This window comes from Mesorhizobium sp. P2_D5, from assembly GCF_056404355.1.
The window spans coordinates 198105-223036 of the sequence record NZ_JBFUEE010000007.1 but is presented as its reverse complement, the minus strand read 5'-3'; the positions used below and the strand labels follow the sequence as shown (position 1 = coordinate 223036).

Genomic DNA, 24932 nt, shown 5'->3' with positions numbered 1-24932 from the left:
CCTACGCTGCCAACGGCAGGCGCAGTTGCGTCAGCAGGCCACCGCCCGGGTTGTTGGACAGGCTGATTTCGCCGCCAGCGGCCCGCGCGATGTTGCGGGCAATGGTCAGGCCGAGACCGAGACCGCCGGTCTGGCGGTTGCGGGATTGTTCAAGGCGCACGAACGAGCCGAACACGGCGTCGATCTGCGCCTGCGGTATGCCCGGCCCTTCGTCGCGGATGGTGAGCAGGATCATGTTCTCCGAGCGGCGCAGGCTGATATGCGCCTTCTTGCCGTAGGTGATCGCGTTCTGCATCAGATTGGTGACGCAACGCCTGAGCGCGACCGGCCGTGCCATGCAGATCAGGCCACGCGAGCGGGTGTCGTCATCGAACGAGATGTCGTCATAGCTGTCGGCGATCGACTCGACGAGCGACCAGAAGTCGATGCGTTCGCTCTTTTCCTCGGTCACCTCAAAGGTGGCGAAGTCTATCACCGAGCTGGCGATGCTCTCGACATCGGCGAGATCGTGCGCCAGCGCTTCGCGAACGGCCGATTTGCGTAACAGCTCCAGGCGCAGACGCATCCTTGTCATCGGCGTGCGCAGATCATGCGCCAGGGCCGCCGCCAGATGTTCGCGGTCCTCGACATATTCGCGCAACCGGGCCTGCATGGCATTGATCGCCTTGGCGGCGGCACGCACCTCGCGGCTGCCGCTTTCGGCGATCGGTGGGCTCTTCAGATCCTTGCCGATCCGGTTCACGGCGGTTTCCATCATCCGGTAGGGCGCCGTCAGCCGGCGCAACGACCAGATCGACATGATCACCACCAGGCCTGCGATCAGCGAATAGAGCGGCAGGCTGTCGAAGCTCAGGATCGGACCGACGGGCGTGATCGGCTCGGTGAAGTTCAGCCACTGGCCGTCGGCAAAGCGCAGCGACGCCGTCAGCTTGTCGCTCTGGGCGAAGTCGGCGGCCAGCACCAGCAGGTCGCGCTCGACCTGGCCGATATCGGGTCCCGGCGCCATGCCGGTGGCATCGTCGGCCTCGCGCGTCGCCGGGTCGCGCCGCACCCGCGCATCGGTGATGCCGAATTTCGACAGCCGGCCGACGAGGATGTCTTCGAGCTCCGCCAGTTCGTCGTCGCCGGCAATCGACGAGGTGACCGCGGGCGTGTCGGTGACGGTAAGCGCGTAGGTGGAATTGAACAGGCCGGTCGCCGTCGCCTTGCGTTGCTCCGGACTGGCGTCATGCATGAGCTGCACCAACGAGAAGGCACGATCGTTGAGGCGGTAAAGGTCGACAACGTCGTTGGCGGCGGCGCGGTCGCGCGACACGATGTAGAGGGTCGCGACCTGGCTGATCAGCAGGCCGGCGATGACGATCAGCAGCACCCAGACAGGCAGGGTCTGCGGCAGGAAACGTCTCATTCGGAGGTCGTCTCGGGCAGGAACTGGTAGCCGCCGCTGCGCACGGTCAGGATCAGCTTGGGCGTTTTCGGGTCGTCTTCCATCTTGCGCCGCAACCGGCTGACCAGGATGTCGATGCTGCGGTCGAAGGAATAGTCACTGTCGCCGCCGGACAGTTCGATGAGCTGGTCGCGCGTCAGCACGCGCTGCGCGCTCTTGACGAAGGTCTGCAGCAGGTTGAATTCCGCCATGGTCAGCTCGACCCTGACATCGTCGGGGGCGATCAGCCGGCGTCGCGAACAGTCCATCGTCCAGCCGGCGAAGCGGTAGATCTGCTTGGTTGTGGCGCGCTTTGGCTCGGCGGCGCCGTTGCGCCGCAGCACGGCGCGGATGCGCGCCAGAAGCTCGCGCGGGTCGAATGGTTTGGGCACATAGTCGTCGGCGCCCATCTCCAGGCCGACCACGCGGTCGGTGGTCTCAGTGACGGCGGTCAGCATGATGATCGGTGTCGAGTACTGGGCGCGAAGGTCGCGGCAAAGCTCCAGCCCGCTCTTGCCGGGCAGCATCACGTCGAGGACGATGAGGTCCACCTGCGCGCGGCGCAGGATGGCCTCCATCTCGGTGCCGTCGGCGGCAACCGAGGTGTGCAGGCCCCGCTTCTGGAAGAATTCCTGCAGCAGGTCGCGGATGCCCTTGTCGTCGTCGACGATCAGTATGTGTGCGTCGGATTTCACAGCAGCCCTGTCATTGTTTGATTGCCTAGCCGTTCTGTCGCAACCCACACGATAGAATTCAGGCCATATGTTGGCCAGTGGTGATGATGCGCCCACACCGGCTTTCTCAGACACAATCCAGAAACAAAATTCTACAGTTCAGAAAAACTCCTGAAAAAATACAAAGGCATAACTGGTCTCGTGGCGGTCAGGTCATCGGCTGCGACGCTAGTCTCGGGGTTTACGGATAAACCGATGCCAAGGTTGTCGATCAGTTTGTTGGGTGCGTTGCTGGGCATTTGCCTGGTTACTGCCGCTGTCGAACAATCGGACGCAAAGGTGACGCCCACCACCCGGAGCGAACGGTGCGCCAATCTCAGCCACCAATTTGATGAAGCCCTCGAAACCCATGCCGCGGCAACGCAGGTCACCGCGGCAAAGGCACTTCAGAGAAAGGGTAACCGGTACTGCGCCGCCAAGAAACAGGCACAGGGCATCCGGATGCTCGCCAACGCTTTGAAGCTGCTTGGAGTGACGCCGAACGACCCGGTTCAGTGACGCTCGAAAACTCGACCCGCTAAAAAAGGAAGTGAAGCCATGAAGAAGTCCATCCTCTCCGCAACCGGTCTCGCCGTCGCTCTCGCCTTGGCGATGCCGACTCTCGGTAACGCCGCTGCCACCACGACCGCTGCTCCGGCTGCTTCGACGACCACCACCGCTCCGGCAACTGCCGCCCCGGCCAAGACTGCCCCGAAGAAGGTCGTCAAGAAGACCAAGAAGCACAAGAAGGCTCCGACGAAGGCCGTCAAGAAGGACGCCCCGAAGGCTTAATCCAGATCGGGCATAACTTGCCCGTCTGCGACAAGGCCGTTCCAGTTGTTTTTCGGCTGGGGCGGCCTTCTTCCTGTCCGACCGCTGAAAGCCCTGATATCGGCGATGTAGCGGACGCTTAGCCTACCGATGTTTGGCCGAAGCCTCGCGCCGGCAGCTTCCGCCCCGACCGACTTTAACCCGTTTGCAATGCCGGCCATGTAGGACAATCCGCATGAAGAAGCGGCTTTCGTCCACTCTGCGTTCGTTGGTGGTTGGCGGTCTGGTCGCCACCGGTGCCGCCAGGGTGCTGATCCTGCTCACCGCCAGCCCGGTGCCCGATCCGGCCAGCGGACGCACCGAGCCTTCGCTGTTCGCACCGGAGATTTCCACCAACTGGGACTACATCACGCCGGCACAGACCTGGGTGCTGATCTTGCTCACCGGCACAACGCTGATCTGCGTCGTCGCGTGGCCGATCGCGGCATGGCTGGAACGCCGGGCGGATGCGGGCGGAAACCGCCTTCGGTCCGATATGCCATCCGTCACGGCCGCGCGGCAGATTCCCGGCCGCCGTATGTTCGGCCGCCAGGACCGTTGAACGGCAACCGAGACTTTCCCACATAGTCGTGAATGGCGGCGCCCTCCGGACCGGCTTTGCGCGTCAATCAAAATGGACGGCTGAATTCGCTGGTGTCAGAATGCGGGCCAGGTCGCTTGCGCAAAATTGTCGGTTCCGATGCCTGAAATCACCACAAAACCGCGTACCGAGGTTAAGCCGCAGACCGAGCGGCCAAAGCTCTACAAGGTCATCCTCATCAATGACGATTTCACGCCGCGCGAATTCGTGGTGACGGTGCTGAAGGGCGAGTTCAAGCTCAGCGAAGACCAGGCGCACAGGATCATGATCACCGCGCACCGGCGCGGCGTGTGCGTCGTTGCCGTCTTCACCAAGGATGTCGCCGAGACCAAGGCGACACGGGCGACCGATGCCGGCAAGGCCAAGGGCTATCCGCTGCTGTTCACGACCGAGCCGGAAGAGTAGCCCTACCGCCCCTCGCGGTACCACATCGAACCCATCGCCAGAAGCAGCAGGCCGAGGCCGAGGAAGCCGCCGAACAGCGGCACGCGCGAGACCGCCTTGAGCACGCTGTCGTCAGTCGTGCGCAGGCCGATCCAGTCGCTGCCGCTGGCATCGCCGGCCGAGCGGACGGGCACGATCGACGGCAGCGTAATGTCACTGCCAAGGGCCGTGGATGACGCCAGTCGCCGCACGCTGCCGCCGGTGGCTTCCGCCGGCGTTCTCAGCCGGTTTTCCGTGGAAATGACATCGGCGAATTCCGGCGCGTTGACCGGCCCGACATGGGCGAGCGCGGTGAGGTCGCCATTGGCGACCTGGTAGAGGCCGATCTCGCTGGTCTCAACGCTGCCAAGGAAGACGCCGGGATCGGATTTGTCGAGCTTGACGGTCAAGGTCTTGCCGGACGGGGTGATGATCTGCGCCGGGCCGGGAGCATCGGCCATAGTCTGGCGGCGGATTTCCAGCACCATGCCGCGGCCGTCGGCGGTCAGCCGCTCCTCCTCGAGATCGGGCTCCTTCATCAGCCAGTGCGCGATGCGTCGGTACAGTTGGACATGCGGGCCGCCACCCTCGAAGCCGCGCGCCCACAGCCAGCCCTGGTCGGACAGAAGCATGCCGACGCGGCCCTCTCCCTTGCGGTCGAGCAAGAGCAGGGGCCGGTTGTCGGCGCCCTTCATCACCACTTCGCCTTCGGGATTCTGCACGCCGATGGTGCGGAACCAGCGGCTCCAGTGCGGCGGCTCGGTGGCCGAACCGTCGAGCCCGCGCGTCACCGGGTGGCGCTGGCCGAGGTCGGTGAGGCGCGGATAGAAGGCCTTGTCGACCACCTCGCCGGTAGGCATCGCCGGCAAGGCCGACATCAGCGGCGTGCGCGCGATCGAGCTTTCGCCGGCATATTCGGGGCCGGCCGCGATCAGCAGCGCGCCGCCCTTTTCGACATATTCGGAGATGTAGTCGTAGTAGAGGATCGGCAGCACGTCGCGGTGCTGGTAGCGGTCGAAGATGATGAGATCGAAATCCTTGATCTTCTCGACGAACAGTTCGCGGGTCGGGAAGGCAATCAGCGACAATTCGTTGATCGGCGTGCCGTCCTGCTTTTCCGGCGGCCGCAAAATGGTGAAATGGACGAGATCGACCGAGGCGTCGGATTTCAAGAGATTGCGCCAGGTGCGCTCGCCGGCATGCGGCTCGCCGGAGACGAGCAGCACACGCAGGTTTTCGCGAATACCGTCGATGAGCGCGATGGCGCGGTTGTTGGTGTCGGTCAGTTCGCCCGGCTCGCGGTCGATGGCGAGCTCGACGATGTTGCGGCCAGCGCCCGGAATGGTCACCTGCAGCGGCATGGCCTGGCCGACGGTGGCATGTTCGACCGCGACCTGCTCGCCATTGACCGAGACGCGCACTTCGACCGGGCTGGTCTCGTTTTCCGTCGAGATCACGCGGTAGGTCATGTCGAGCGGCTTGCCGACAAGGCCGAAGCGCGGTGCGTTCTCGAAGCGGATGCGGCGATCCTTCTCGTGATCGTTGCCGGTGATCAGGGCATGCAGCGGTGCGTTGAAATCGGGGCTGCCCGCGGGCGCGTCATGCACCTCGCCATCGGTGATCATGATGGCGCCGCCAATGCGCGACGGCGGCACGTCGCGGAAAGCGCCTTCGAGCGCGCCGAACAGCCGTGTCTCGGTGCGCTCCTCGGCGGCTTGCGATTTGCCGGCCTCGATGACGCGCACATCGAACTGCTTGAAGCGGCCAAGACGCTGCTGCAGCCCGGCCAGTGCCTCGTCGGTCTGCTTGGTGCGGTCGCCGATATCCTGGCTCTGGCTGCGGTCGACGACGAGGGCGACGACGCTTTTCAGCGGCTCGCGTTCCTCGTTGAGGAACACCGGGTTGAACAGGGCGGCCGCGAGCGCCATCAGGGCGACGAAGCGGAAGACGGCACCGCGCTGGCGAAACCACAGGCCGATGAGCGCCAGCAGCGCCAGCGGCACCAGCACCAGAGCCAGCAGGGGCCAGGAGATCAGCGGCTCGAGGGAGATCGACCAGTTCATGAATTAGCCTCCCCCTTGTGGGGAGGGCAATTCCGGGCTGGGAACGCAACAAAGCACGTCATCCTACTGCCCCAGCCGTTCGAGCAGTATGGGCACATGCACCTGGTCGGATTTGTAGTTGCCGGTCAACATGTACATCATGATATTGACGCCGGCGCGCAAGGCGTAGATGCGCTGCATCGGGTCCGCCGGCACGGTCGGCAGCAGCGGATCGCCATTTTCGTCGACCGCCCAGGCGCCGGCGAAATCATTGGCGGTGATCATGATCGGCGAGACGCCGTCGCCGGTGCGCACCGGCCGGTTCTCGGCATTGCTGGCGTCGAGCGAGGCCTCGACCCAGAGCGGGCTGCCACTGAAGCGGCCGGGAAATTCGGGCAGGATGAAGAAGGATTTGGTCAGCACGTGGTCGGACGGCACCGGCTCCAGCGGCGGCACGTTGAGGTTGCCGAGGATGTCGCGCAGCCGCTCCGTCGCCGGGCTGGTCGAATCGGCGCCGATGCCGTTGGCGAACTGGTCGCGCGTATCGAACAGCACCGTGCCGCCTTGCTGCATATAGGCGTCGATGCGGGCGATCGCGGCCTGGCTCGGCATCGGTGCGGCCGGATCGATCGGCCAGTAGATCAAGGGATAGAACGACAGCTCGTCCTTCGCGATGTCGACGCCGGCCGGCGCGCCGGGTTCCAGCGCCGTCTTCTCGACCAGGAAGCGGGTCAGGCCTTCGAGCCCGGCGCGGCTGATCGAATCGTCGCCCGGCACGCCGGTCAGCACATAGGCGATGCGGGTCTTCGATATGGCCTCGATGGCGACCTCGTCGCCAGGTTTGGCGTCGTCGGCGCGGGCAGGATCGGCATGGCCAAACAGCGCGCCGAGCGCAATCAGGATCGCGGCGGTGGTGGCCACGCCACCGGCACGGCGCGGCCGGCGGGCAAACAGGCCGCCCATCCAGAACACCGCCAGGGTGTCGAGCAGCATCAGCACCAGAGCGGCGGCGACCAGTGCGCCCTTCAGGTTGCGCGATTCGTCAAAGGCATACTGGATCGATGTGACCGGAACGGTGATTTGCGGGCGCGCCAGCGGCGCCAGCTTGCTTGCGGCATCGAGCAAATTGTGAGCGAAGACGCCGGTCTCGGAGCCGTAGAGGCCGGGCGGGTTCTCGAAGGTTACCGCCAGCGCGGGACCCGGCACCAGCGGCCGTGCATCCGGCGTCGGCGGCACCAGCGAGCCGTCGGCTGATATCATGCGGTAGGGCGCCAGCGAGGTGGCCGCGGCTTCGGCATTGGCGATCGCCGCGCCCTGGTTGCGCGACAGCTGCACGATGCGGCGCAGCATCTCGACGAAGCTGCCGGAGATCGGCAGGTTCGACCAGGTCGCCTCGGGCGTGACGTGGAACAGCACCAGCGTGCCCTTGCCTTTCTTCAGTCCGGTGACCAGCGGTGTGCCGTCGGCGAGGGCGGCCCAGGTGCGCTCGACAATGTCGGGCGTCGGCTCGGCCAGCACCTGCCTGGTGACGGTGACCTCGGTCGGCGGCGCAAGATCGGCGAACGGACCGGCCTTGGGGAATTCGGTGACCGGTTGCGGTGACGTCCATGACAGGGCTCCGCCTAGCGAACGCTCACCGGTGCGCAGGCGGACCGGCAGCAGGTCGTCGTCATTGCCGGCGGCGGCCAGCCGCGAGCCGGCGAAGCGCACCAGCGTGCCGCCATTGTCGACCCAGTCGACCAGCCTTTGCCGAACCTGTGCGGGAATGGTGCCGATGTCGGCCATGACGATCATCGCCGGCTTCTGGTCGAGGATCTGCGGGATGGCGTCGGCGAGGTCGGCGCTGGAGGGTTCGACGAGATCGGCGAAGGGCTGCAGCGCGCGCCTGATGTAGTAGAGCGGCGACAAAAGCGGCTGCGCCTGGTCGGCCTCGGCCTGCGACAGCAGCCCGACGCGGCGGCGCTTGGAGCTTTCGTCAAGGACGCGCACAGCACCGGCCTGGCGCTCGCCGTCGAGCGCGATCGAGGCGAAGTCGTTGCGCAGCTCGAACGGCACCGCCATGGTGCCGGTGGCGGTGGTTTCGTCAGGGGAAAAGGTCAGCGTCGCATCGGCGATGCGGCGGCCCTTGTCGTCGAAAGCGCCGGCGGTGACTTGTGCCGGTGCCGGGTCGCCCGGCGCGCGGATGGCGGTCAGCGCAAAGCCGTCGACCTGGTTGTCGGCGGTGGTCAGGCCGGTCAGCGACAGCCGGTCTGAACTGGCCCACACGACACGGGCGGCATTTTTCGACAACAGCGTGTTAAAGGCGGCCTCGTCGCCCTTTGCCGCCAGGCCATCGGCAAGCACGGCGACGCTGGCGCCGGGCAAGGTGTCCAGCACCCCGGCGACGCGGGCATAGACGGCGGGCCGGTCGGTCGGGATCGGCCGTGGCTTGGCGGCACGCAGCCGGTCGAGGGCGGCGGCGGCATCGAACGGGCCGATTTCCGAATTGGACTTTTCGGCGGTGAAGGCGACGATGACCGGCACGCCGTTCGAGCCGGCGTCTTTGATCAGCCGCTCGGCGGTGGCGACGCGCTTGTTCCAGTCGGCGGCACTTGCCCAGTCATTGTCGATGACCAACGCAAGGGCCGCGCCCTCGGCCGGCAATTTTTCGCGTGGGTTGAACACCGGCTCGGCAAGGGCGGCGACGATGAGCGCCGCCATCAACAGCCTGAGCAGCGTCAGCCACCACGGGCTCTGCTGCGGCGTTTCCTCGCGCTTCAACACACGCGCCAGGATCTTCAGCGGCGGGAAGATCTCGCTCTGCGGCTTGGGCGGCGTCAACCGCAACAGCCACCAGATCACCGGCAGCGCCAGCAGGCCCCACAGCACCATGGGGGCGCCAAAGGAGAGCGGCAGCCAGCTCATGTGACGGCCTTCCCGGCGCGACCGCCACCGGCCAGCCCGGCATAACCGCCGTCGGCGGTCATCGCCATGTGCAGGCGCACCAGCGCGTCGGAAGCCAGCCGATCGGTGTGGTTGACGGTAAAGCTCCAGCCGAGCCGCTTGCACCAGGCAGCCAGTTCGTGGCGGCGGGCGGTGTAGAGCAGGCGGTATTCATCTCCCAGCATTTCAGCGCGGCCGGCGGTCAGCTTGTCGCCGGTCTCGGGATCGGTGAATTCCGTGCGGCCGGCATAGGGGAAGGTTTCCTCGGCCGGATCCGCGACCTCGATCAGATGCGCGCGCACGCCATGGCGGGCGAGCACGTCGAGCCAGGCCATCGTTTCCTCGACCGGATCGAGGAAATCGCTGGCGATGACAATGTCGCAGAAGCGGCGGATGTCGGAGAGGTCGGGCTTTGCCGGCAACTCGCCGGCGTGCATGAGCTGGGCGGCGATGCGCTCGGCGCCGTTGCGGGCGGTAAACGGATCGGTGAGGCCGGGCCAGGCGATGCGTTCGCCGCTGCGCGACAGCAGCTCGGCCATGGCCAGCGTCAGCACAAGCGCGCGCGATTGCTTGGACACGCCGGCGCCGGTCGATTTGTAGAGCATCGACGGCGACGGGTCGGCCCATAGCCACACCGTATGGGCGGCTTCCCATTCGCGGTCGCGCACATAGGTGTGGTCGTCGCGGGCCGAACGGCGCCAGTCGATACGCGAGGCATCGCCTTCGACATAGGGCCGGAACTGCCAGAAATTCTCGCCGATGCCGCGCTTGCGGCGGCCATGCCAGCCGGCGATCACGGTGTTGACGATGCGGCGCGCCTCGACCAGCAGGTCAGGCACAAGCGAAGCCCGCAACCGGCCACGAGCGAGCGCGTCGCGCGTCGCTGCCGGTGCCTGGACCTCGCCGATGCGCGCCATCAAATCCCTTTCACCAGCTTCGCCACCACGTCGCGCACGCTGGTGCCTTCGGCGCGGGCGGCGAAGGTCAGCGCCATGCGGTGCTGCAGCACCGGCTCGGCCAGCGCACGCACATCATCGATGGAGGGCGCCAGCCGCCCATCGTAAAGCGCGCGCGCCCTTGTGCACAGCATCAGCGCCTGGCTGGCGCGCGGGCCGGGGCCCCAGGCGACATGCTTGTCGGTCTCGACATTGCCCTGGCCGGGGCGCGCCGAGCGCACCAGCGTCAGGATCGCCTCGACGACGCTTTCCGGCACCGGCATGCGGCGGATCAGCGTCTGGATCTCCTTCAGCCGCACCGGGTTCAGTACGTTCTGCGCCTTGGCGTCCTCGATGCCGGTGGTTTCCAAGAGGATGCGGCGCTCGGCCTCGATTTCGGGGTAAAGGATGTCGACCTGCATCAGGAAGCGGTCGAGCTGGGCCTCGGGCAAGGGATAGGTGCCTTCCTGCTCCAGCGGGTTCTGCGTCGCCAGCACATGGAAGGGCGCCGGCAGGTCGTGGCGGGCGCCGGCAATGGTGACGTGGTACTCCTGCATCGCCTGCAGCAGCGCCGACTGGGTGCGCGGCGAGGCACGGTTGATCTCGTCGGCCATCAAAAGCTGGGCGAAGATCGGCCCGGAGATGAAACGGAAGGAACGCTTGCCGAACTCGTCCTGCTCCATCACCTCGGAGCCGAGGATATCGGACGGCATCAGGTCAGGCGTGAATTGGATGCGGCGTGAATCGAGGCCCAGCACGATGCCCAGCGTCTCGACCAGTTTGGTCTTGGCCAGGCCCGGCACGCCGACCAGCAGCGCATGGCCGCCAGCCAACAGCGCCACGAGCGTGCGCTCGACGACGCTCTCCTGGCCGAAGATGACCCGGCCGACCCCGTCGCGGATCCTGGAGATGTCGGCAAGCGCCTTCTCGGCCTCGGCGATCATGTCCGTTTCGCTCATAGGGCTTTCCTTGACCATCACGCTCATGCAGCTTCGATCCCTTTGGTTGGAGATACCATGGTTGGAAATACCGGCACGCACCATAGCATAGGTTGCCGCGATTCGGCTTCGCGTGGCGCCTATGTCAAAACTTAAATCACAGACTTAGGCTGACAAGCGGAACAACAGTGACTATTTCGTGACCATGACGGAACACTCCGAACATCGCCAACAAAGCCTTACGACCGCCACCGAGGCGCGCGGTCTCGAGGCGCTGATTTCGCGCGCGGCCCGCGCCGGCAAGGGCGCGGCGCCGGTCGAGCGCTGGAATCCCGACTTCTGCGGCGATCTCGACATGGAAATCAAGGCTGACGGCACCTGGTTCTATCTCGGCACGCCGATCGGACGCATGCCGCTGGTGCAGCTCTTCTCCTCGGTGCTGCGCAAGGACGCGGACGGCAGGACCTATCTGGTGACACCGGTGGAACGGGTCGGCATCCGCGTCGCCGACGCGCCGTTCATCGCCGTTGAGATGGATGTTTCGGGCAGCGGCGACGCGCAGATCATCACCTTTCGCACCAATGTCGGCGATGTCGTCGAAGCCGGACCGGAACGGCCGCTGCGCTTTGTCGACGAGAGCGAGACCGGTGGCCTGAAACCCTATGTGCTGGTGCGCGGCCGGCTGGAAGCGCTGGTTGCGCGGCCGGTGATGTATGAGCTGGTCGGACATGGCGAGGAGATCGAAATCGGCGGCAAGACCATGTTCGCTGTGCGTTCGAACGGTGCGGTGTTTGCGATCATGCCGGCGGACCAGCTGAAGCGGCTGAGCGCGTGATGGACCAGATGTCAACGGCGCCGTTTTCCGCAGCGGACTTTCGCGCGCGCTTTGCGGCACAGCCGGATGCGCATGCCGGCGACGACTATGGCGACCATCGCTTCAATCCAGGCCATCCACGCCTCAACCATGGCAAGGCGCTGCGCAATGCCGCGGTGCTGATCCCGGTGGTCGATCATGAGGGCGAAGCCACGGTTCTGCTGACCAAACGGGCCGAAAGGCTGCGCAACCATTCGGGGCAGGTGGCCTTTCCCGGCGGCACCATCGATCCGACCGATGCCAGTCCGGAAGCGGCGGCTGTGCGCGAGACCTTCGAGGAAATCGGCCTTGCCCAGGATCGCATCGAGGTCATCGGCCGCATGCCCGATTATGTCGCCGGCAGCGGCTACCGCATCGCGCCGGTGCTGGGCATCGTTCGGTCCGGTTTCCGGCTCAGCTTGAATGCCGACGAGGTCGATGCCGCCTTCGAAGTGCCGCTGCGTTTCCTGATGGACCCGGCCAACCACAAGCGCGACAGCCGCATGTGGAACGATCTCGAATGGTTCTTCTACGACATGCCCTATGGCGACCGGCGCATCTGGGGCGTCACCGCCGGCATCATCCGTACGCTTTACGAAAGGCTCTATGCGTGAATGTCTCTATCGCGGGCCGGGCCGAGTGGCTCGGCGACAAGCATCTGCAGCGCCTGCTAGCCGCATTGGCGCAAGGCGGTGAAGAGGCGCGTGTTGCCGGTGGCGCGGTACGCAACACGCTGATGGGCCAGCCGGTCGCCGACATCGACATCGCCACCACGTGTCTGCCGCAGGAAACCATCCGACGCGCCGAGGCGGAAGGCTTCAAGGCGGTGCCGACCGGCATCGAGCATGGGACGATCACCGTGGTCGCCGGCGGCAAGCCCTATGAGATCACCACCTTGCGCGCCGATGTCGAGACCGATGGCCGTCGCGCCAAGGTGTCGTTCGGGAGCGATTGGAAGCTTGACGCCGAGCGGCGCGACTTCACCATCAACGCGCTCTATGCCGAGGCCGATGGCACGGTGATCGACCTGGTCGGCGGCACAGCCGACATCGAGGCGCGCCGGTTGCGCTTCATCGGCGATCCGGAAGCGCGCATCCGCGAGGATTATCTGCGCATCCTGCGCTTCTTCCGCTTCTTCGCCTGGTATGGCGATGGCCGGCCGGATGCCGAGGGGCTGAAAGCCTGTGCCCGGCTGAAGGAAGGGCTGGCCCAGCTTTCGGCCGAGCGCATCTGGTCGGAACTGAAGAAGCTTCTGTCTGCGCCCGATCCTTCGCGGGCGTTGCTCTGGATGCGGCAGGCCGGCGTGTTGACCGCCGCGCTGCCGGAAAGCGAGAAATGGGGCATCGACGCGATCCATGCGCTGACCAGGGCCGAGAAGGATCTGGACTGGGCACCTGACCCGCTGCTCAGGCTGGAAGCGATCGTGCCACCGGATGCCGCGCGCATGAAGACGCTCGCCGAGCGGCTCAAATTTTCGACCGCCGAAGCGGATCGCCTGCGCCACTGGACGTTGGCCACCGCCGCCGAGCCGAAGACGACGGAGGGCGAGTTGGCAAAGCGGCTCTATCGCGGCGACCGGCAAGGGTTTGTCGATCGCCTGCGGCTGTCGCTTGCGGGCGCGCGGATGCGCGCCGTCCAGGACAATGACGCGTTGCTCGAAGCCGGCGGCTTTTCGCGCCTGCTTGCCTTCGCCCTGAAATGGGAGAAGCCGTTGTTTCCGCTAAAGGGCGCCGATCTGACGCGGCTTGGCGCAATTCCAGGGCCGAAGCTTGGGGAAATCCTCAAGAACCTTGAGACGGAATGGGTCGAAGCGGGCTTTTGGCCCGATCGCGGCGCGCTGCTTGAACGCGCCGCGGAAGCCTTGAAAGCAGGCTGAAGTCACGCAGCGTCGCGGGTCTTCTCGATGCGCGAGCGGATCGCCTCGATCATCGTCTCGCGGATGACCGCCTCGCCATGGGTCTCGCGCATGTGCTCTACGGCACGGCGCATGACCTCGGCCTCCTCGTCGGCACGCGTGTGCCAGTCACAGCCGGGCACGAGCGACCCGCAGTGAAATTGTTTCATGGGATTTCTCCTTTTCCTCCGCGGAGCCTGAGGCTCCGATAGTTTTCGGCTCATGGTCCAAATCCAGGATGGGAACTTGGGCCGCGAGCGGGGGAACAGCATAACACAGATGGGGCGGCATTGGTCGCAGTCAACGGCGAAAAGGCGGAGCAGCGCTGCTCCGCCCTCTTACGCTACCCCAAAGCAGGACCAGAGATCGTCTCGTCCCGCTGTGGCAGGCAGGCTGTCACTTTGCGATCTTGACGGCCTCGGCAACCTTGTTCTTGCCGCTCATCTCCCATGAGACGCGAACCTTTTCACCGACCTGAAGGCCAGGATCCTTGAAGGTCTTGGGAAGCGTAAAAGACGATCCGTCATCGAGGACAAGGCTCATGGCCGTTGCGTCAAAGGTCTTGATCGTTCCGGTGGTGTGCTTGACGGCGGCGAATGCCACCGAACCGGAAGCGAGAAGGGCAGCGGCGGCCGCCGAAACAATGGTCCTGCGCATTGCGAAGTACTCCTGGAAAAGGCGGGTATCCTTTTTGACGAAGATGTCCCGCATCGCCTGGGCCGTCCGGTCGCGTCGGGTCGCGGCTCGCTTCTGCTTTGCTCTCAGGCGAACCGCCGGCGCTTCCCGACCCGACGCAGGAAATAGGCCAGCCTTTTCAATCGCCTATTAGACGAAAAAGAAATCTTTCGCGGTGCTGTATACCATATTCCATGCCCATTTCGAGCAAATGGGACATCAATGCGGCTCACATCGCGCTCACCATTTTGTTACGGCCAGCGGACCTCGGGCGGCAGGCTGGAGAGGATCGAGGCGACATTGCCGCCGGTCTTCAGTCCGAAGATGGTGCCGCGATCGTGAAGCAGGTTGAATTCGACATAGCGGCCACGCCGGATGAGCTGTTCGTCGCGGTCGCCATCGGTCCAGTTCTCATTGAAGTTGGCGCGCACGAGGTGGCCGTAGACGACGAGAAAGGATCGTCCGACATCCTGGACGAAGTTGAAATCGGCATTCCAGCCGCCTTTGTCCTCGCCCGAATGCAGCCAGTCGAAAAAGATGCCGCCGGTGCCGCGCGGCTCGTTGCGATGCGGCAGATAGAAATACTCGTCGCACCAGGCCTTGAATTTCGGATAATCGGCGACCTCGGGGCTCTTCTCGCAAGCGAACTGCATGGCTCGGTGGAAGGCGATGGTGTCGGGATCGTCCTGGGTGCGCCGACGGTCGAGCACCGGCGTCAAATCGGCGCCGCCGCCGAACCATTGGCTAGACGTGACGACCATGCGGGTGTTCATGTGCACGGCCGGAACGTTAGGGTTCCAGGGGTGAGCGATCAGCGAAATGCCGCTGGCCCAGAAGCGCGGGTCTTCCTCGGCGCCGGGCATCTGCTTCCTGAATTCGGGTGAGAACTCGCCATAGACCGTCGAGGTGTGGACGCCGACCTTCTCGAAGACGCGGCCGTGCATCATCGACATGGTGCCGCCGCCGCCGCGGCCCTCGTCGCGCTCCCATGGCGTCTTTTCGAAACGGCCGGGCGACCATGAGGCCAGCGGGCCGCCAAGATCCTGCTCGATCTGCTCGAAGGCGCCACAGATGCGTTCGCGCAGCGCCTCGAACCACAGGCGCGCCTTCATCTTCTTCTGTTCGATGTCGGCGGGCAGGCCTGCCGGTATTTCAGGTCGTTCCAAGTGCCGTCTCCGGTTGCGGGGGGCCGAGTCCCTACAAATGACTCGTCTTTTGCCGGCGCGATCCCTAATCTCTTAAGGGCAAGGGTCAAGTGTCCAAGCGTCATTAAGGTGCAAGGAGTTGTTTCGTGCGCACCCCGGCAAGACCACCGCTGGATGGCCTGAAGAAAAGGCTCGACCAAAGCCGGGCTGAGCGCACGCGCATGCCACGCGACGGGTTTTTGCGCGAGACCTTCGTGCTGCCGCGCTCCGATGCGCGCCTCAAGGCCAAGGAATGGTTCGAGCGCTTTCCCAAGCAGGCCTACTGGACCGAGATCGAAAGCTGGTTCGAGCGACCGGGCGACCTGATCGAATTCACCATCAGGCGGCTGCCGGCGGCGGATTAGGATTTCAGGTACCTTTCCCCGAACGGAGAGAAGGTGTAGCCACCAACCTTCTTGCCCCCGTGCCTTCCCTAGACAGGCGGTCGCCCTTGTTCCTGAGCGGGCATTTGTCGATCGACATGCAGCCGCAGCCGATGCAGTCGGTCAGCCCGTCGCGCAGTTTCTTCAACTGGGCGATCTTGTGATCGAGCCCGTCGCGCCAGGCGGTGGACAAAAGGTTCCAGTCGTCGCGGGTCGGCGTGCGGCCCTCTGGCAGGGATGCCAATGCGGCACCGATCTCGGCCAGCGAGATGCCGACCTCCTGCGCGACCTTGATGATCGCCACGCGCCGCAGCACGTCGCGGCCGTAGCGGCGCTGGTTGCCGGACGTGCGGTAGCTGCGGATCAGGCCGCGCGCCTCATAGAAATGCAGCGCCGACACCGCCACCCCGCTGCGCATCGCCACCTGGCCGACCGTTAATTCCGTTACTGGTGCCATCCTTGCTTTCCCGCCTCGATTTTATCGCTTGACCTCAAGTTAAGTTGAGCTTGTAGCAAGAAACCCAGGATGTGCAAATGAAGGAGAGGGCGATGTGCGCCTGGGTCAAATTGACGGGGGTTGCCAGCGAACTCCTAGCCGAGTTGCCGGATGGCTTCACCCGCCACCATGGCGACGGACAGCGCGACGTTGATGCTGCGCGCGGCACCCTGCATGGGGATGGTCAGCCGCGCATCCGCCGTTTGATGGACAGCATCCGGCACGCCTGCGGATTCGCGGCCGAACAAAAGGATGTCGCCACTGGCGAAGGCAAAGCTCGTGTAGGGAATCGCGGCCTTGGTCGACAGAAGCACCAGCCGGCGGGAGCCGGCCCTGCGCCAGTCCTCGAAGGCGTGCCAATCGACATGCCGGGTCAGATCAGCCATTTCGAGGTAATCCATGCCGGCTCGCCTAAGCGCCCGGTCGGAGAGCGGAAAGCCGGCCGGTTCGATGATATCGACGCCAAGGCCGAGGCAAGCGGCAAAGCGCAGGATTGTGCCGGTGTTGCCGGCGATATCAGGCTGGTAGAGCGCGATGCGGAGACGGTCGTTCATTTCCGCGTCCTTCTAATAAGTGGCAGATCGGCCACAGCCGGCTTGCGGTTTTGGAAATTGCTGGACCTGCGGGTGGCCATTTTCTGCGAAGTCGGGTATGTCAGACCCATTGTCAACCCGAACCGATGGAGGGGAAATTCATGATGACCATGCACATCCAGCGCCCCTCTCGTGGGCTTGTTCGCCCCATGGCGGTTTCGGTACGACAATTCTCCTGACTCTCTAAGACTTGATCGCACCGATTCCCGCCGAAACGCTTTTTCGGCTCTCGAAGGAATCCTGCGATGTTTTTCAAACTGTCAAAGGGGCTGAACGCCCCGCCTGAACGTGTCCAGACCGACGCTTGTCGTGTCCAGACTGACGCCCGCCGTCATGTCCAGACCAACGACTACCGTCGTGTCCAGACCGACGCAATCCGTGCCTCCGGCCGAATGCCGGCGGACGATATGGATTCACCTTTTCATCTCTATTTTCACACGGAGGACGGACCGATGTTCGATCCCTACAGAATACCTGGCTCGAGGAGCCTGCACGACCAGAAAATGGCAACCTGGGCGCTGCTGATCGGCGAAACCTATTCGTCGGCGGTGCATGCCGAAGTCCGCCGCCGGCCGCATCGCGGCATGCTGCCGGATGTCGATTTCTCGCACGCGGTTCCCGACCCGAGCCGGCCGTCGCTGGTGCGCCGGATCATCCGGCTGATCCGGCCGGGGCCGAAGCTCCGGGTTGTCGACACCGCGCCGTCAGGATCGACAAGCTCGGCTGTCGGCGAAAAGCCTGCTAGCCCCTATATAGCGCGAAGCAGGACCGATGGCTCGGACGATTCCGAGCCATCGGTCCTTGACGCCGAGCGGTCTGGCGACTTCGTACGTTCCCACGCCGCGTGAGCGGAAAACAGATTTGTGAGCATGACTTATGTTGTTCGGCTGGTTTGAAAAAAGGCTCGATCCGTTCCCGGCAGCGGAACCGGTCGAGCCGCCCAAGACGCTGGTCGCCTTCTGCGTGCATTACACACGCGGGGCCTGGCCCTATATCCTTCTCGACGCGGTGCTGGTGACGGCCATCGCCATCGCCGAAGTGTGGATGTTCGGCTTCCTCGGCCGCATCGTTGACTGGCTGTCGGGGCAGAATCGCGAAACCTTCCTGCAGACGGAAGCCTGGAAGCTCGCCGGCATGGCGTTCATCGTGCTGTTCGCGCTGCCGGGAACGGTGTGGCTCCATTCGCTGCTCAACCAGCAGACGCTGATGGGTAACTACCCCATGCGCATACGCTGGCAGGTGCACCGCTACCTGCTCAAGCAATCGATGAGCTTCTACCAGGACGAGTTCGCCGGCCGCATCGCCACCAAGCTGATGCAGACGGCGCTCGCCGTGCGCGAATGCGTCATCAAGCTGATCGATGTGCTGAACTACGTCATCGTCTATTTCCTCGGCATGCTGTTCATCGTCGGCTCGGCCGACTGGCGGCTGGCAACGCCGCTTGTCGTCTGGCTCGTCGGCTATGTCCTGCTGCTGCGCTATTTCATCCCGCGGCTGGGCAAGGTCGGCGAAGAACAGGCCAATGCCCGCTCGACCATGACCGGCCGCGTCGTCGACAGCTACAGCAACATCCAGACCGTCAAGCTGTTCAGCCACGCACGCCGCGAAGCATCCTTCGCCAAGGAGGGCATGGCCGGCTTCCTCGAGACGGTCTACCGGTCGATGCGGCTGGTGACGGTGCTGTATGGCGTCCTCTATATCCTGAACGCGCTGCTGCTGTTCTCCGTCACCGCGCTGTCGCTATGGCTGTGGCTGGGGCAGGCGGTGACGATCGGCGCGGTCGCCGTGGTCATCGGGCTGGTGCTCCGGATGTGGGGCATGTCGCAGTGGATCATGTGGGAAATGTCGGGCCTGTTCGAGAACATCGGCACGGTGCAGGACGGCATCGCCTCGATCTCGTTGCCGCGTCTGGTCGAGGACCAGCCGGGGGCCAAGGACATCGCCGTCACCAGGGGCGAGATCCGCTTCGACGACATCCGTTTCCACTATGGCAAGCAGAAAGGTGTCATCGAGGGCCTGTCGCTGACGGTGAAGCCGGGCGAGAAGGTCGGCATTGTCGGCCGCTCGGGCGCCGGCAAGTCTACGCTGGTCAACCTCCTGCTGCGCTTCTACGACCTGGAAGCTGGCCGGATTCTGATCGACGGCCAGGAGATCGCCGGCGTGACGCAGGATTCGCTGCGCGCCCAGATCGGCATGGTCACGCAGGACACCTCGCTGCTGCATCGTTCGGTGCGCGAGAACATCCTCTATGGCCGCCCTGACGCCAGCGACGAGCTGCTCGTCGAGGCGGCGCGGCGCGCCGAGGCGCTGGACTTCATCTCCGGGCTTTCGGATGCCAAGGACCGCAAGGGATTCGACGCTCATGTCGGCGATCGCGGCGTCAAATTGTCCGGCGGCCAGCGGCAACGCATCGCCATTGCTCGCGTTATGTTGAAGGACGCACCTATACTTATCCTTGACGAGGCGACGTCCGCGCTCGATTCCGAGGCTGAAGCGGCCATCCAGGAGAATCTCTACAAGCTCATGCAAGGCAAGACCGTCATCGCCATCGCGCACCGGCTGTCGACCATCGCGGCGATGGACAGGCTGGTGGTGATGGACAGGGGCCACGTCATCGAGGAAGGTTCGCACGAGGAACTCGTCGCCCGGGGCGGGCTCTACGCGCAGCTCTGGCAGCGTCAGTCGGGCGGGTTCCTGCTCGACGATGGCTCGGCCGATGCCGCCAATGACGCACTTGCAAAGGGGCAAGCCGCAGAATGATGGCCGCCGCATGATGACAGCCGTCTATCGCTGGTTCGAGAACTGGGTCTATCCGTTCAGGGAGCCGGCGAATCTTCGGCCACCGACCAGCGTCGGCGGTTTTCTCTGGCACTATGTCGGCCAGGCGAAATTCGCCTTTTTCGCCATGCTGCTCATCGGCGGCATCGCGCCGCTGGTCGAAGCCGGCCTGTTCTACTTCGTCGGGCGGCTGGTCGACATTCTCGACCAGCTTCCCGGCGAGCGCAGCTGGCACGCGCTGTGGAATGCCGCCGGCCCCGAACTGGTGTTCATGATCGCGGTGGTGCTGGTGATCCGCACCATCGTCGTCGGCCTGTCAGCGCTGGTCGACGAACAGACAATCACGCCCGGCTTCTACAATCTGGTGCGCTGGCAGGCGCACCGGTACGTGTCGCGCCAGTCCTACGCCTTCTTCCAAAACGATTTCGCCGGCCGCATCGCCACCAAGGTCTGGCAGGCGGGCCAAGCCACCGGTGACCTGATGGAAAGCTTCATCGAGGTCATCTGGTTCATGATCGTCTATACCGTGACGACGCTGGCGCTGGTCGCCGGGCTGGACCTCAGGCTGGCCGTGCTGGTGGTGATCTGGATTTCCGCCTTCGGCTGGCTGGCCAAGCTCTATCTGCCGGCAATCCGTAAGCACGCAGAGGAAACCGCCGAAGCCGGCTCGATGATCACCGGCCGCATCGTCGATTCCTATTCAAACGTGCAGACGCTGAAACTGTTCTCGGCCGATGGCGACGACCGCTACATCAAGAACGGCTTCGACATCTATCTCGACGCGCTGCGCCCGTTCACCCGCCGACTGACCGGCGTGCGTATGGCGCTGACGACACTGTCGGGCATCATGATCACGACGATCGGTTGCTTTGCCGTCTATCTGTGGCTCGAAGGCTCGATCACAGTCGGTGCGGTCGCCTTCACACTGTCGCTGGTGCTGCGGCTCAACATGCTGCTCGGCCGGGTGATGATGCAGCTCAACGGCATATTGCGGAATCTCGGTGTGCTGGAAAACTCCAAGGCGCTGGTCTCGCAGCCGCTCGGCCTCACCGATGCGCCCGGCGCAAAAGAACTCGTGGTGGCCGGTGGGCGCATCGAGGTGAAGAATGTCGAATTCCACTACGGCAAGGGGTTCGGCGTGCTCAACGGCATCGACCTTGTCGTGCGGCCGGGTGAGAAGGTCGGGCTGGTTGGACCCTCCGGCGCCGGCAAGACGACGCTCGCCAATCTGATCCTGCGGCTCTACGATCTGGAAAGCGGGTCCATCACCATCGACGGCCAGGACGTCGCTGGTGTGACGCAGAATTCGCTGCGCGCCAATATCGGTGTCGTCAGCCAGGACACGGCACTGTTCCACCGTTCGCTGCTCGACAACATCAAGCTTGGCATGCCTGACGCGACCGATGCCGAGGTGATCGCCGCGGCCAGGAAAGCCGAGGCGCACGAATTCATCGTGGGCCTTCGCGACAACCGGGACCGTGCCGGCTACGAGGCCTTTGTCGGCGAGCGCGGCGTCAAACTGTCGGGCGGCCAGCGCCAGCGCGTGGCAATCGCCCGCGTCTTCCTCAAGGACGCGCCGATCCTGATCCTCGACGAGGCGACGTCGGCGCTGGACTCGGACATCGAGGCGGCGATCCAGGAGAATCTGGCGTTGCTGATGGAGGATAAGACGGTCATCGCCATCGCCCATCGGCTGTCGACCATCGCCGCGCTCGACCGGCTGGTGGTGCTCGACGGCGGCCGCATCGTCGAACAAGGCACGCATGACGAACTGGTGGCGCTTGACGGGCTCTATGCGCGGCTGTGGCAGCGGCAGTCCGGCGGCTTCCTCTATCACGAGGAAAGCGTGCTCGAAGAGACGCGACCGGCGGAATGAGGGGCGGCGGAGTGAGGGCATGGGTGGATCGGCGGAGGTCGGCTTTGTGCTCAAGCGGCTCCGGCCAACCACGCCGGGCTTCGACGCGCTGAAGGAGGAGAGCCGTCTGGAGGGGTACTGGATGCTGGTGCGCCTGGCGGATGGCTGGGCAAGCGGCCGCAACAAGTTCCTGAAGCGGGGCGAGGCGCTGTACGGCACATGGCATGGCCGCGACCTCGCCGGTGTGTGCGGGCTGAACATCGATCCTTATTTCGAGGCGAGGGACCAGGGCCGGGTCCGGCACCTGTTCGTCAGCGCGCCTCACCGCCGCACCGGCCTTGGCCGCATGATGGTCGAGACCGTCATCGATAGGGCGCGTCAGCATTTTACCGCGCTGAACACCCGTGCGCCGCAAGAAGCCTTCGCGTTCTATGAGCGGCTTGGCTTCCAGCCGGTGATAGGCGAAGAATTCGTCACACACCGCATGATTTTTGGGAAAGGAGGCTGAAATGTCGCTGCGTCCTCCATCTGCCAGCGCCACGGCTGCCGAAGCCGCCTTCGACGCGCTCGGCCATGAAATCCTCGCCGAGAAGGCGGCAGCACTCGGCCGCGCCGGCCAGCGGGTCGAGGAAACGCTGGGGAGGCTGCGCGACAATGGCGATGAGAACCTGCGTCCCCGTCTCCTCAAGGAGGCAGCAGAGGCGGTGCACGGCTATTTCATCCAGCGCGAACTGTGCGGATTGCGAAAGCATGACGCCGTCATTCGCGAATACAACATCCCGAAGGCGGTTCTGGTCAGGCTCGGCGCGAAATAGCTCTTTTGTTCGACCATGACCTCCGGCGAAAACTGGTTCCCGCTTTCGGGATCATGGTCATTCCAGCCATTCGGTGATGAAGGTGCCGTTCTCGTGGATGTCGGTGGTTTCCAGAGGGCCCGGTCCGAGATTGGTGAATTTGTGCGGCGTGTTGGGCGGAACGATCACGATCTGGCCGGCAAAGGCCTCGATCTCCTGGTCGCCGACCGTGAACAGGCCGGTGCCCTGGCGGATGATGAAGATCTCTGCATAGGGATGCGTGTGGAGCCGGGGGCCGCCGCCGACATCAGGCAGATAGTTGAAGATCAGGCAGGACTTGGAGCCGTAGGCGCCGCATTGCAGCTCGCCCTTCCAGCCGTCAGAGCGAACAGCCCATGTGTCGCGGTCTATGACGTGTGCCATGGTAGCAAGGATAGACCGGGCCGGTGTCCGGTGTCGAGGTAGGGGCGAACCCCGGAATTGCGGTTGTTTCCCTGTTGTTTAGCGATCTTCGGCGGCCATCCGGCGTCGCGCTGACCGAGGACGGATTTTGTCCCCGCGACAATCTGCCCTTGTGCCTTCACCCGTCTGGACAAAAACGGGCTTCACGCATAAACCGAAGTCCAAATGCCGGAGGAATTCGCAAGCCTGTTCGCCATGCGCTGTCGGGTTGGCGCAATTGAGCGGGGAACAAGGCTCAGCCACCGGCGCGGAATAGGCGAAAGGATCAGGCACCCGTGAGCGCAACCGACACCCAGGATCCCAACCGTCGTGATTTTCTCTATGTCGCCACCGGCATGGCCGCGGTGGTCGGCGCGGGTGCCCTCGCATGGCCGTTCATCGACCAGATGCGCCCTGACGCCTCGACACTGGCGTTGGCTTCCGTCGAGGTCGACGTCGCTTCACTGACCCCGGGCATGTCGCTGATTGTCAAATGGCGTGGCAAGCCTGTCGTGGTGCGCAACCGCACCGAGCAGGAGATGAAGGACGGCGAGGCGGTCAAGCTGACAGACCTCAAGGATCCGATCGCCCGCAACGCGAACCTTCCGGCCGACGCGCCGGCGACCGACGCCAACCGCACCACGCCCGGCAAGGAAGCCTGGATGGTGATGGTCCAGGTCTGCACGCATCTGGGCTGCATTCCGCTCGGCCAGGAAGGCGAATTCGGCGGCTGGTTCTGCCCGTGCCACGGTTCGCAATACGACACGGCCGGCCGCATTCGCAAAGGCCCGGCGCCCGAGAACATGGCAGTGCCGGTATTCAAGTTCATTTCCGATACCAAGATCCTTATCGGTTGAGGCAGGGGATATTTCGATGAGCGAGGGACACTCGACCTATACGCCCAAGACCGGTATCGAACGCTGGTTCGACGCCCGCATGCCGCTGCCGCGGATGGTCTATGACAGTTTCATCGCCTATCCGGTGCCGCGCAACCTGAACTATGCGTGGACCTTCGGCGGTATCCTGGCGATCATGCTGGTGTCGCAGATGCTGACCGGCATCGTGCTGGCCATGCACTTTGCGGCCGACACCAGTCTCGCCTTCGATTCGGTCGAGAAGATCATGCGCGACGTGAATTCGGGCTGGCTGTTGCGCTATCTCCATGCCACAGGCGCCTCGTTCTTCTTTATGGCCGTTTATATCCACATCTTCCGTGGCCTTTATTACGGCTCCTACAAGGCGCCGCGCGAGCTGCTGTGGATCCTCGGCTGTATCATCTACCTCCTGATGATGGCGACGGCCTTCATGGGCTATGTGCTGCCGTGGGGCCAGATGAGCTTCTGGGGCGCCACTGTCATCACCGGCTTCTTCAGCGCAATCCCGCTGGTCGGCGAATGGATCCAGCAACTGCTGCTCGGCGGTTTCGCCGTCGACAACCCGACACTGAACCGCTTCTTTGCGCTGCACTACCTCTTGCCGTTCATGATCGCCGGCGTCGTCGTGCTGCATGTCTGGGCGCTGCATGTCGTCGGCCAGTCGAATCCGACCGGCATCGAGGTCAAGTCGAAGACCGACACCGTCGCCTTCACCCCTTACGCGACCATCAAGGACGCGTTCGGCATGATCGTGTTCCTGTTCTTCTTCGCCTATTTCGTCTTCTACATTCCGAATTTCCTTATGGCGCCCGACAATTACATCGTGGCCAATCCGCTGAAGACACCGGCGCATATCGTGCCTGAATGGTACTTCCTGCCGTTCTACGCGATCCTGCGCGCCATCACTTTCAACATCGGGCCGATCAATTCCAAGCTCGGCGGCGTGATCTGCATGTTCGGCGCCATCGTCATGCTGTTCCTGGTGCCGTGGCTTGACACCTCGAAGGTGCGGTCGGCGGTGTACCGGCCCTGGTACAAGCTGTTCTTCTGGCTGTTCGTGGCCGATGCCATCCTGCTCGGCTGGCTGGGCTCGCAGCCGGCGGAAGGCAGCTACGTGTTCATGGCGCAGATGGCGACACTGTTCTACTTCGCCTTCTTCCTGGTCGCGCTGCCGGTGCTCGGCCTGATCGAGACGCCGCGGCGGCTGCCGAATTCGATCACCGAAGCGGTGCTCGAGAAGAACAAGGGTGGCGGTCATCATCCTGCGGGGGCTACGGCCGCGCCGGAAACCAAGGGCTGAG

At 64.3% G+C, this 24932-nt stretch carries 27 protein-coding genes; 15 read left to right on the top strand and 12 right to left on the bottom strand.

Annotated features, from left to right (window positions below):
- Position 1 precedes the first annotated feature (1 nt).
- Positions 2-1408, bottom strand: a complete 1407-nt coding sequence (locus AC1DYW_RS27125; protein WP_477228234.1) for an ATP-binding protein — start codon at positions 1406-1408, stop codon at positions 2-4.
- On the bottom strand, positions 1405-2121 hold the full coding sequence (locus AC1DYW_RS27120; protein WP_095090825.1) for a response regulator: 717 nt from the start codon (positions 2119-2121) through the stop codon (positions 1405-1407). The genes AC1DYW_RS27125 and AC1DYW_RS27120 overlap by 4 nt, the downstream gene beginning before the upstream one ends.
- A 234-nt stretch (positions 2122-2355) precedes the next feature.
- On the opposite strand from AC1DYW_RS27120, the gene AC1DYW_RS27115 reads away from it, so the two are divergent.
- The 4 genes from AC1DYW_RS27115 (at position 2356) to clpS (ending at position 3955) form a co-directional block, all read left to right on the top strand.
- Entirely contained in the window at positions 2356-2658 is a 303-nt protein-coding gene (locus tag AC1DYW_RS27115; protein ID WP_457151218.1) for a hypothetical protein, read from the top strand.
- A 39-nt stretch (positions 2659-2697) separates the two neighbouring features.
- On the top strand, positions 2698-2931 hold the full coding sequence (locus AC1DYW_RS27110) for a hypothetical protein (RefSeq protein ID WP_477228233.1): 234 nt from the start codon (positions 2698-2700) through the stop codon (positions 2929-2931).
- Positions 2932-3145: 214 nt separating this feature from the next.
- A complete protein-coding gene (locus AC1DYW_RS27105) occupies positions 3146-3511 on the top strand; it encodes a hypothetical protein (protein WP_477228232.1) in 366 nt (121 codons plus the stop codon).
- A gap of 138 nt (positions 3512-3649) precedes the next feature.
- Positions 3650-3955 carry an ATP-dependent Clp protease adapter ClpS gene (clpS, locus tag AC1DYW_RS27100; protein ID WP_095090829.1) on the top strand — a complete coding sequence of 102 codons (306 nt, stop codon included), beginning with the start codon at positions 3650-3652 and terminating at the stop codon, positions 3953-3955.
- A 2-nt stretch (positions 3956-3957) separates the two neighbouring features.
- Here clpS and AC1DYW_RS27095 read toward each other — a convergent pair whose 3' ends face one another.
- The 4 genes from AC1DYW_RS27095 to AC1DYW_RS27080 form a co-directional block, all read right to left on the bottom strand.
- Positions 3958-6036, bottom strand: a complete 2079-nt coding sequence (locus tag AC1DYW_RS27095; RefSeq protein ID WP_477228231.1) for a hypothetical protein — start codon at positions 6034-6036, stop codon at positions 3958-3960.
- 63 nt (positions 6037-6099) lie between these two features.
- Entirely contained in the window at positions 6100-8919 is a 2820-nt protein-coding gene (locus tag AC1DYW_RS27090) for a DUF4159 domain-containing protein (RefSeq protein WP_477228230.1), read from the bottom strand.
- On the bottom strand, positions 8916-9854 hold the full coding sequence (locus AC1DYW_RS27085) for a DUF58 domain-containing protein (RefSeq protein WP_477228229.1): 939 nt from the start codon (positions 9852-9854) through the stop codon (positions 8916-8918). Before AC1DYW_RS27085 ends, AC1DYW_RS27090 begins: the two co-directional genes overlap by 4 nt.
- A complete protein-coding gene (locus tag AC1DYW_RS27080; RefSeq protein ID WP_477228228.1) occupies positions 9854-10858 on the bottom strand; it encodes an AAA family ATPase in 1005 nt (334 codons plus the stop codon). The genes AC1DYW_RS27085 and AC1DYW_RS27080 overlap by 1 nt, the downstream gene beginning before the upstream one ends.
- A 157-nt stretch (positions 10859-11015) precedes the next feature.
- Between AC1DYW_RS27080 and AC1DYW_RS27075 the strand changes: the two genes are divergently transcribed.
- From AC1DYW_RS27075 to AC1DYW_RS27065, 3 genes are read left to right on the top strand one after another with little or no spacing between them, the layout of a single operon-like run.
- Positions 11016-11645 carry a DUF1285 domain-containing protein gene (locus AC1DYW_RS27075; protein WP_477228330.1) on the top strand — a complete coding sequence of 210 codons (630 nt, stop codon included), beginning with the start codon at positions 11016-11018 and terminating at the stop codon, positions 11643-11645.
- On the top strand, positions 11645-12277 hold the full coding sequence (locus AC1DYW_RS27070) for a CoA pyrophosphatase (RefSeq protein WP_477228227.1): 633 nt from the start codon (positions 11645-11647) through the stop codon (positions 12275-12277). The genes AC1DYW_RS27075 and AC1DYW_RS27070 overlap by 1 nt, the downstream gene beginning before the upstream one ends.
- Positions 12274-13539, top strand: coding sequence for a CCA tRNA nucleotidyltransferase (locus AC1DYW_RS27065; RefSeq protein WP_477228226.1), 1266 nt, complete (start codon positions 12274-12276; stop codon positions 13537-13539). The genes AC1DYW_RS27070 and AC1DYW_RS27065 overlap by 4 nt, the downstream gene beginning before the upstream one ends.
- Positions 13540-13541: 2 nt before the next feature.
- Here the strand turns inward: AC1DYW_RS27065 and AC1DYW_RS27060 are convergent, their stop codons facing one another.
- The 3 genes from AC1DYW_RS27060 to hemF form a co-directional block, all read right to left on the bottom strand.
- Positions 13542-13727 (bottom strand): DUF1059 domain-containing protein, encoded by a 186-nt coding sequence (locus AC1DYW_RS27060; RefSeq protein ID WP_095090837.1) that lies wholly within the window; start codon positions 13725-13727, stop codon positions 13542-13544.
- Between the two features lie 226 nt (positions 13728-13953).
- Complete coding sequence (locus AC1DYW_RS27055; protein WP_477228225.1) at positions 13954-14214, bottom strand: DUF1344 domain-containing protein; 261 nt, start codon at positions 14212-14214, stop codon at positions 13954-13956.
- Between the two features lie 269 nt (positions 14215-14483).
- Complete coding sequence (gene hemF, locus AC1DYW_RS27050) at positions 14484-15398, bottom strand: oxygen-dependent coproporphyrinogen oxidase (protein ID WP_095090838.1); 915 nt, start codon at positions 15396-15398, stop codon at positions 14484-14486.
- 125 nt (positions 15399-15523) lie between these two features.
- Here hemF and AC1DYW_RS27045 point away from each other — a divergent pair, with 125 nt between their 5' ends.
- Positions 15524-15781 (top strand): hypothetical protein, encoded by a 258-nt coding sequence (locus AC1DYW_RS27045; RefSeq protein WP_477228224.1) that lies wholly within the window; start codon positions 15524-15526, stop codon positions 15779-15781.
- A 4-nt stretch (positions 15782-15785) separates the two neighbouring features.
- On the opposite strand, the gene soxR is transcribed toward AC1DYW_RS27045, so the two are convergent.
- Both soxR and AC1DYW_RS27035 read right to left on the bottom strand, forming a co-directional pair.
- On the bottom strand, positions 15786-16256 hold the full coding sequence (gene soxR, locus AC1DYW_RS27040; protein ID WP_477228223.1) for a redox-sensitive transcriptional activator SoxR: 471 nt from the start codon (positions 16254-16256) through the stop codon (positions 15786-15788).
- A gap of 134 nt (positions 16257-16390) precedes the next feature.
- Entirely contained in the window at positions 16391-16849 is a 459-nt protein-coding gene (locus AC1DYW_RS27035; RefSeq protein WP_477228222.1) for a tRNA (cytidine(34)-2'-O)-methyltransferase, read from the bottom strand.
- Between the two features lie 284 nt (positions 16850-17133).
- On the opposite strand from AC1DYW_RS27035, the gene AC1DYW_RS27030 reads away from it, so the two are divergent.
- The 5 genes from AC1DYW_RS27030 to AC1DYW_RS27010 are packed head-to-tail and all read left to right on the top strand — an operon-like array spanning position 17134 to position 22336.
- Positions 17134-17736 (top strand): hypothetical protein, encoded by a 603-nt coding sequence (locus AC1DYW_RS27030; RefSeq protein ID WP_477228221.1) that lies wholly within the window; start codon positions 17134-17136, stop codon positions 17734-17736.
- A gap of 28 nt (positions 17737-17764) precedes the next feature.
- Positions 17765-19648: an ABC transporter ATP-binding protein gene (locus tag AC1DYW_RS27025; RefSeq protein ID WP_477228220.1), complete on the top strand. Its 1884-nt coding sequence runs from the start codon at positions 17765-17767 to the stop codon at positions 19646-19648.
- Positions 19649-19658: 10 nt separating this feature from the next.
- Positions 19659-21542 carry an ABC transporter ATP-binding protein gene (locus AC1DYW_RS27020; RefSeq protein ID WP_477228329.1) on the top strand — a complete coding sequence of 628 codons (1884 nt, stop codon included), beginning with the start codon at positions 19659-19661 and terminating at the stop codon, positions 21540-21542.
- A gap of 19 nt (positions 21543-21561) precedes the next feature.
- Positions 21562-22029 (top strand): GNAT family N-acetyltransferase, encoded by a 468-nt coding sequence (locus AC1DYW_RS27015; protein ID WP_457154202.1) that lies wholly within the window; start codon positions 21562-21564, stop codon positions 22027-22029.
- 1 nt (position 22030) lies between these two features.
- The gene (locus AC1DYW_RS27010; RefSeq protein ID WP_457154201.1) at positions 22031-22336 is read left to right on the top strand and encodes a DUF6665 family protein; all 306 of its coding nucleotides are present in this window, start codon (positions 22031-22033) and stop codon (positions 22334-22336) included.
- A gap of 57 nt (positions 22337-22393) precedes the next feature.
- Here the strand turns inward: AC1DYW_RS27010 and AC1DYW_RS27005 are convergent, their stop codons facing one another.
- Positions 22394-22738, bottom strand: coding sequence for a cupin domain-containing protein (locus AC1DYW_RS27005; RefSeq protein ID WP_477228219.1), 345 nt, complete (start codon positions 22736-22738; stop codon positions 22394-22396).
- A 314-nt stretch (positions 22739-23052) separates the two neighbouring features.
- On the opposite strand from AC1DYW_RS27005, the gene petA reads away from it, so the two are divergent.
- Entirely contained in the window at positions 23053-23613 is a 561-nt protein-coding gene (gene petA / locus AC1DYW_RS27000; protein ID WP_457154199.1) for a ubiquinol-cytochrome c reductase iron-sulfur subunit, read from the top strand.
- 16 nt (positions 23614-23629) lie between these two features.
- The gene (locus AC1DYW_RS26995; RefSeq protein ID WP_477228218.1) at positions 23630-24931 is read left to right on the top strand and encodes a cytochrome b; all 1302 of its coding nucleotides are present in this window, start codon (positions 23630-23632) and stop codon (positions 24929-24931) included.
- Position 24932 lies beyond the last annotated feature (1 nt).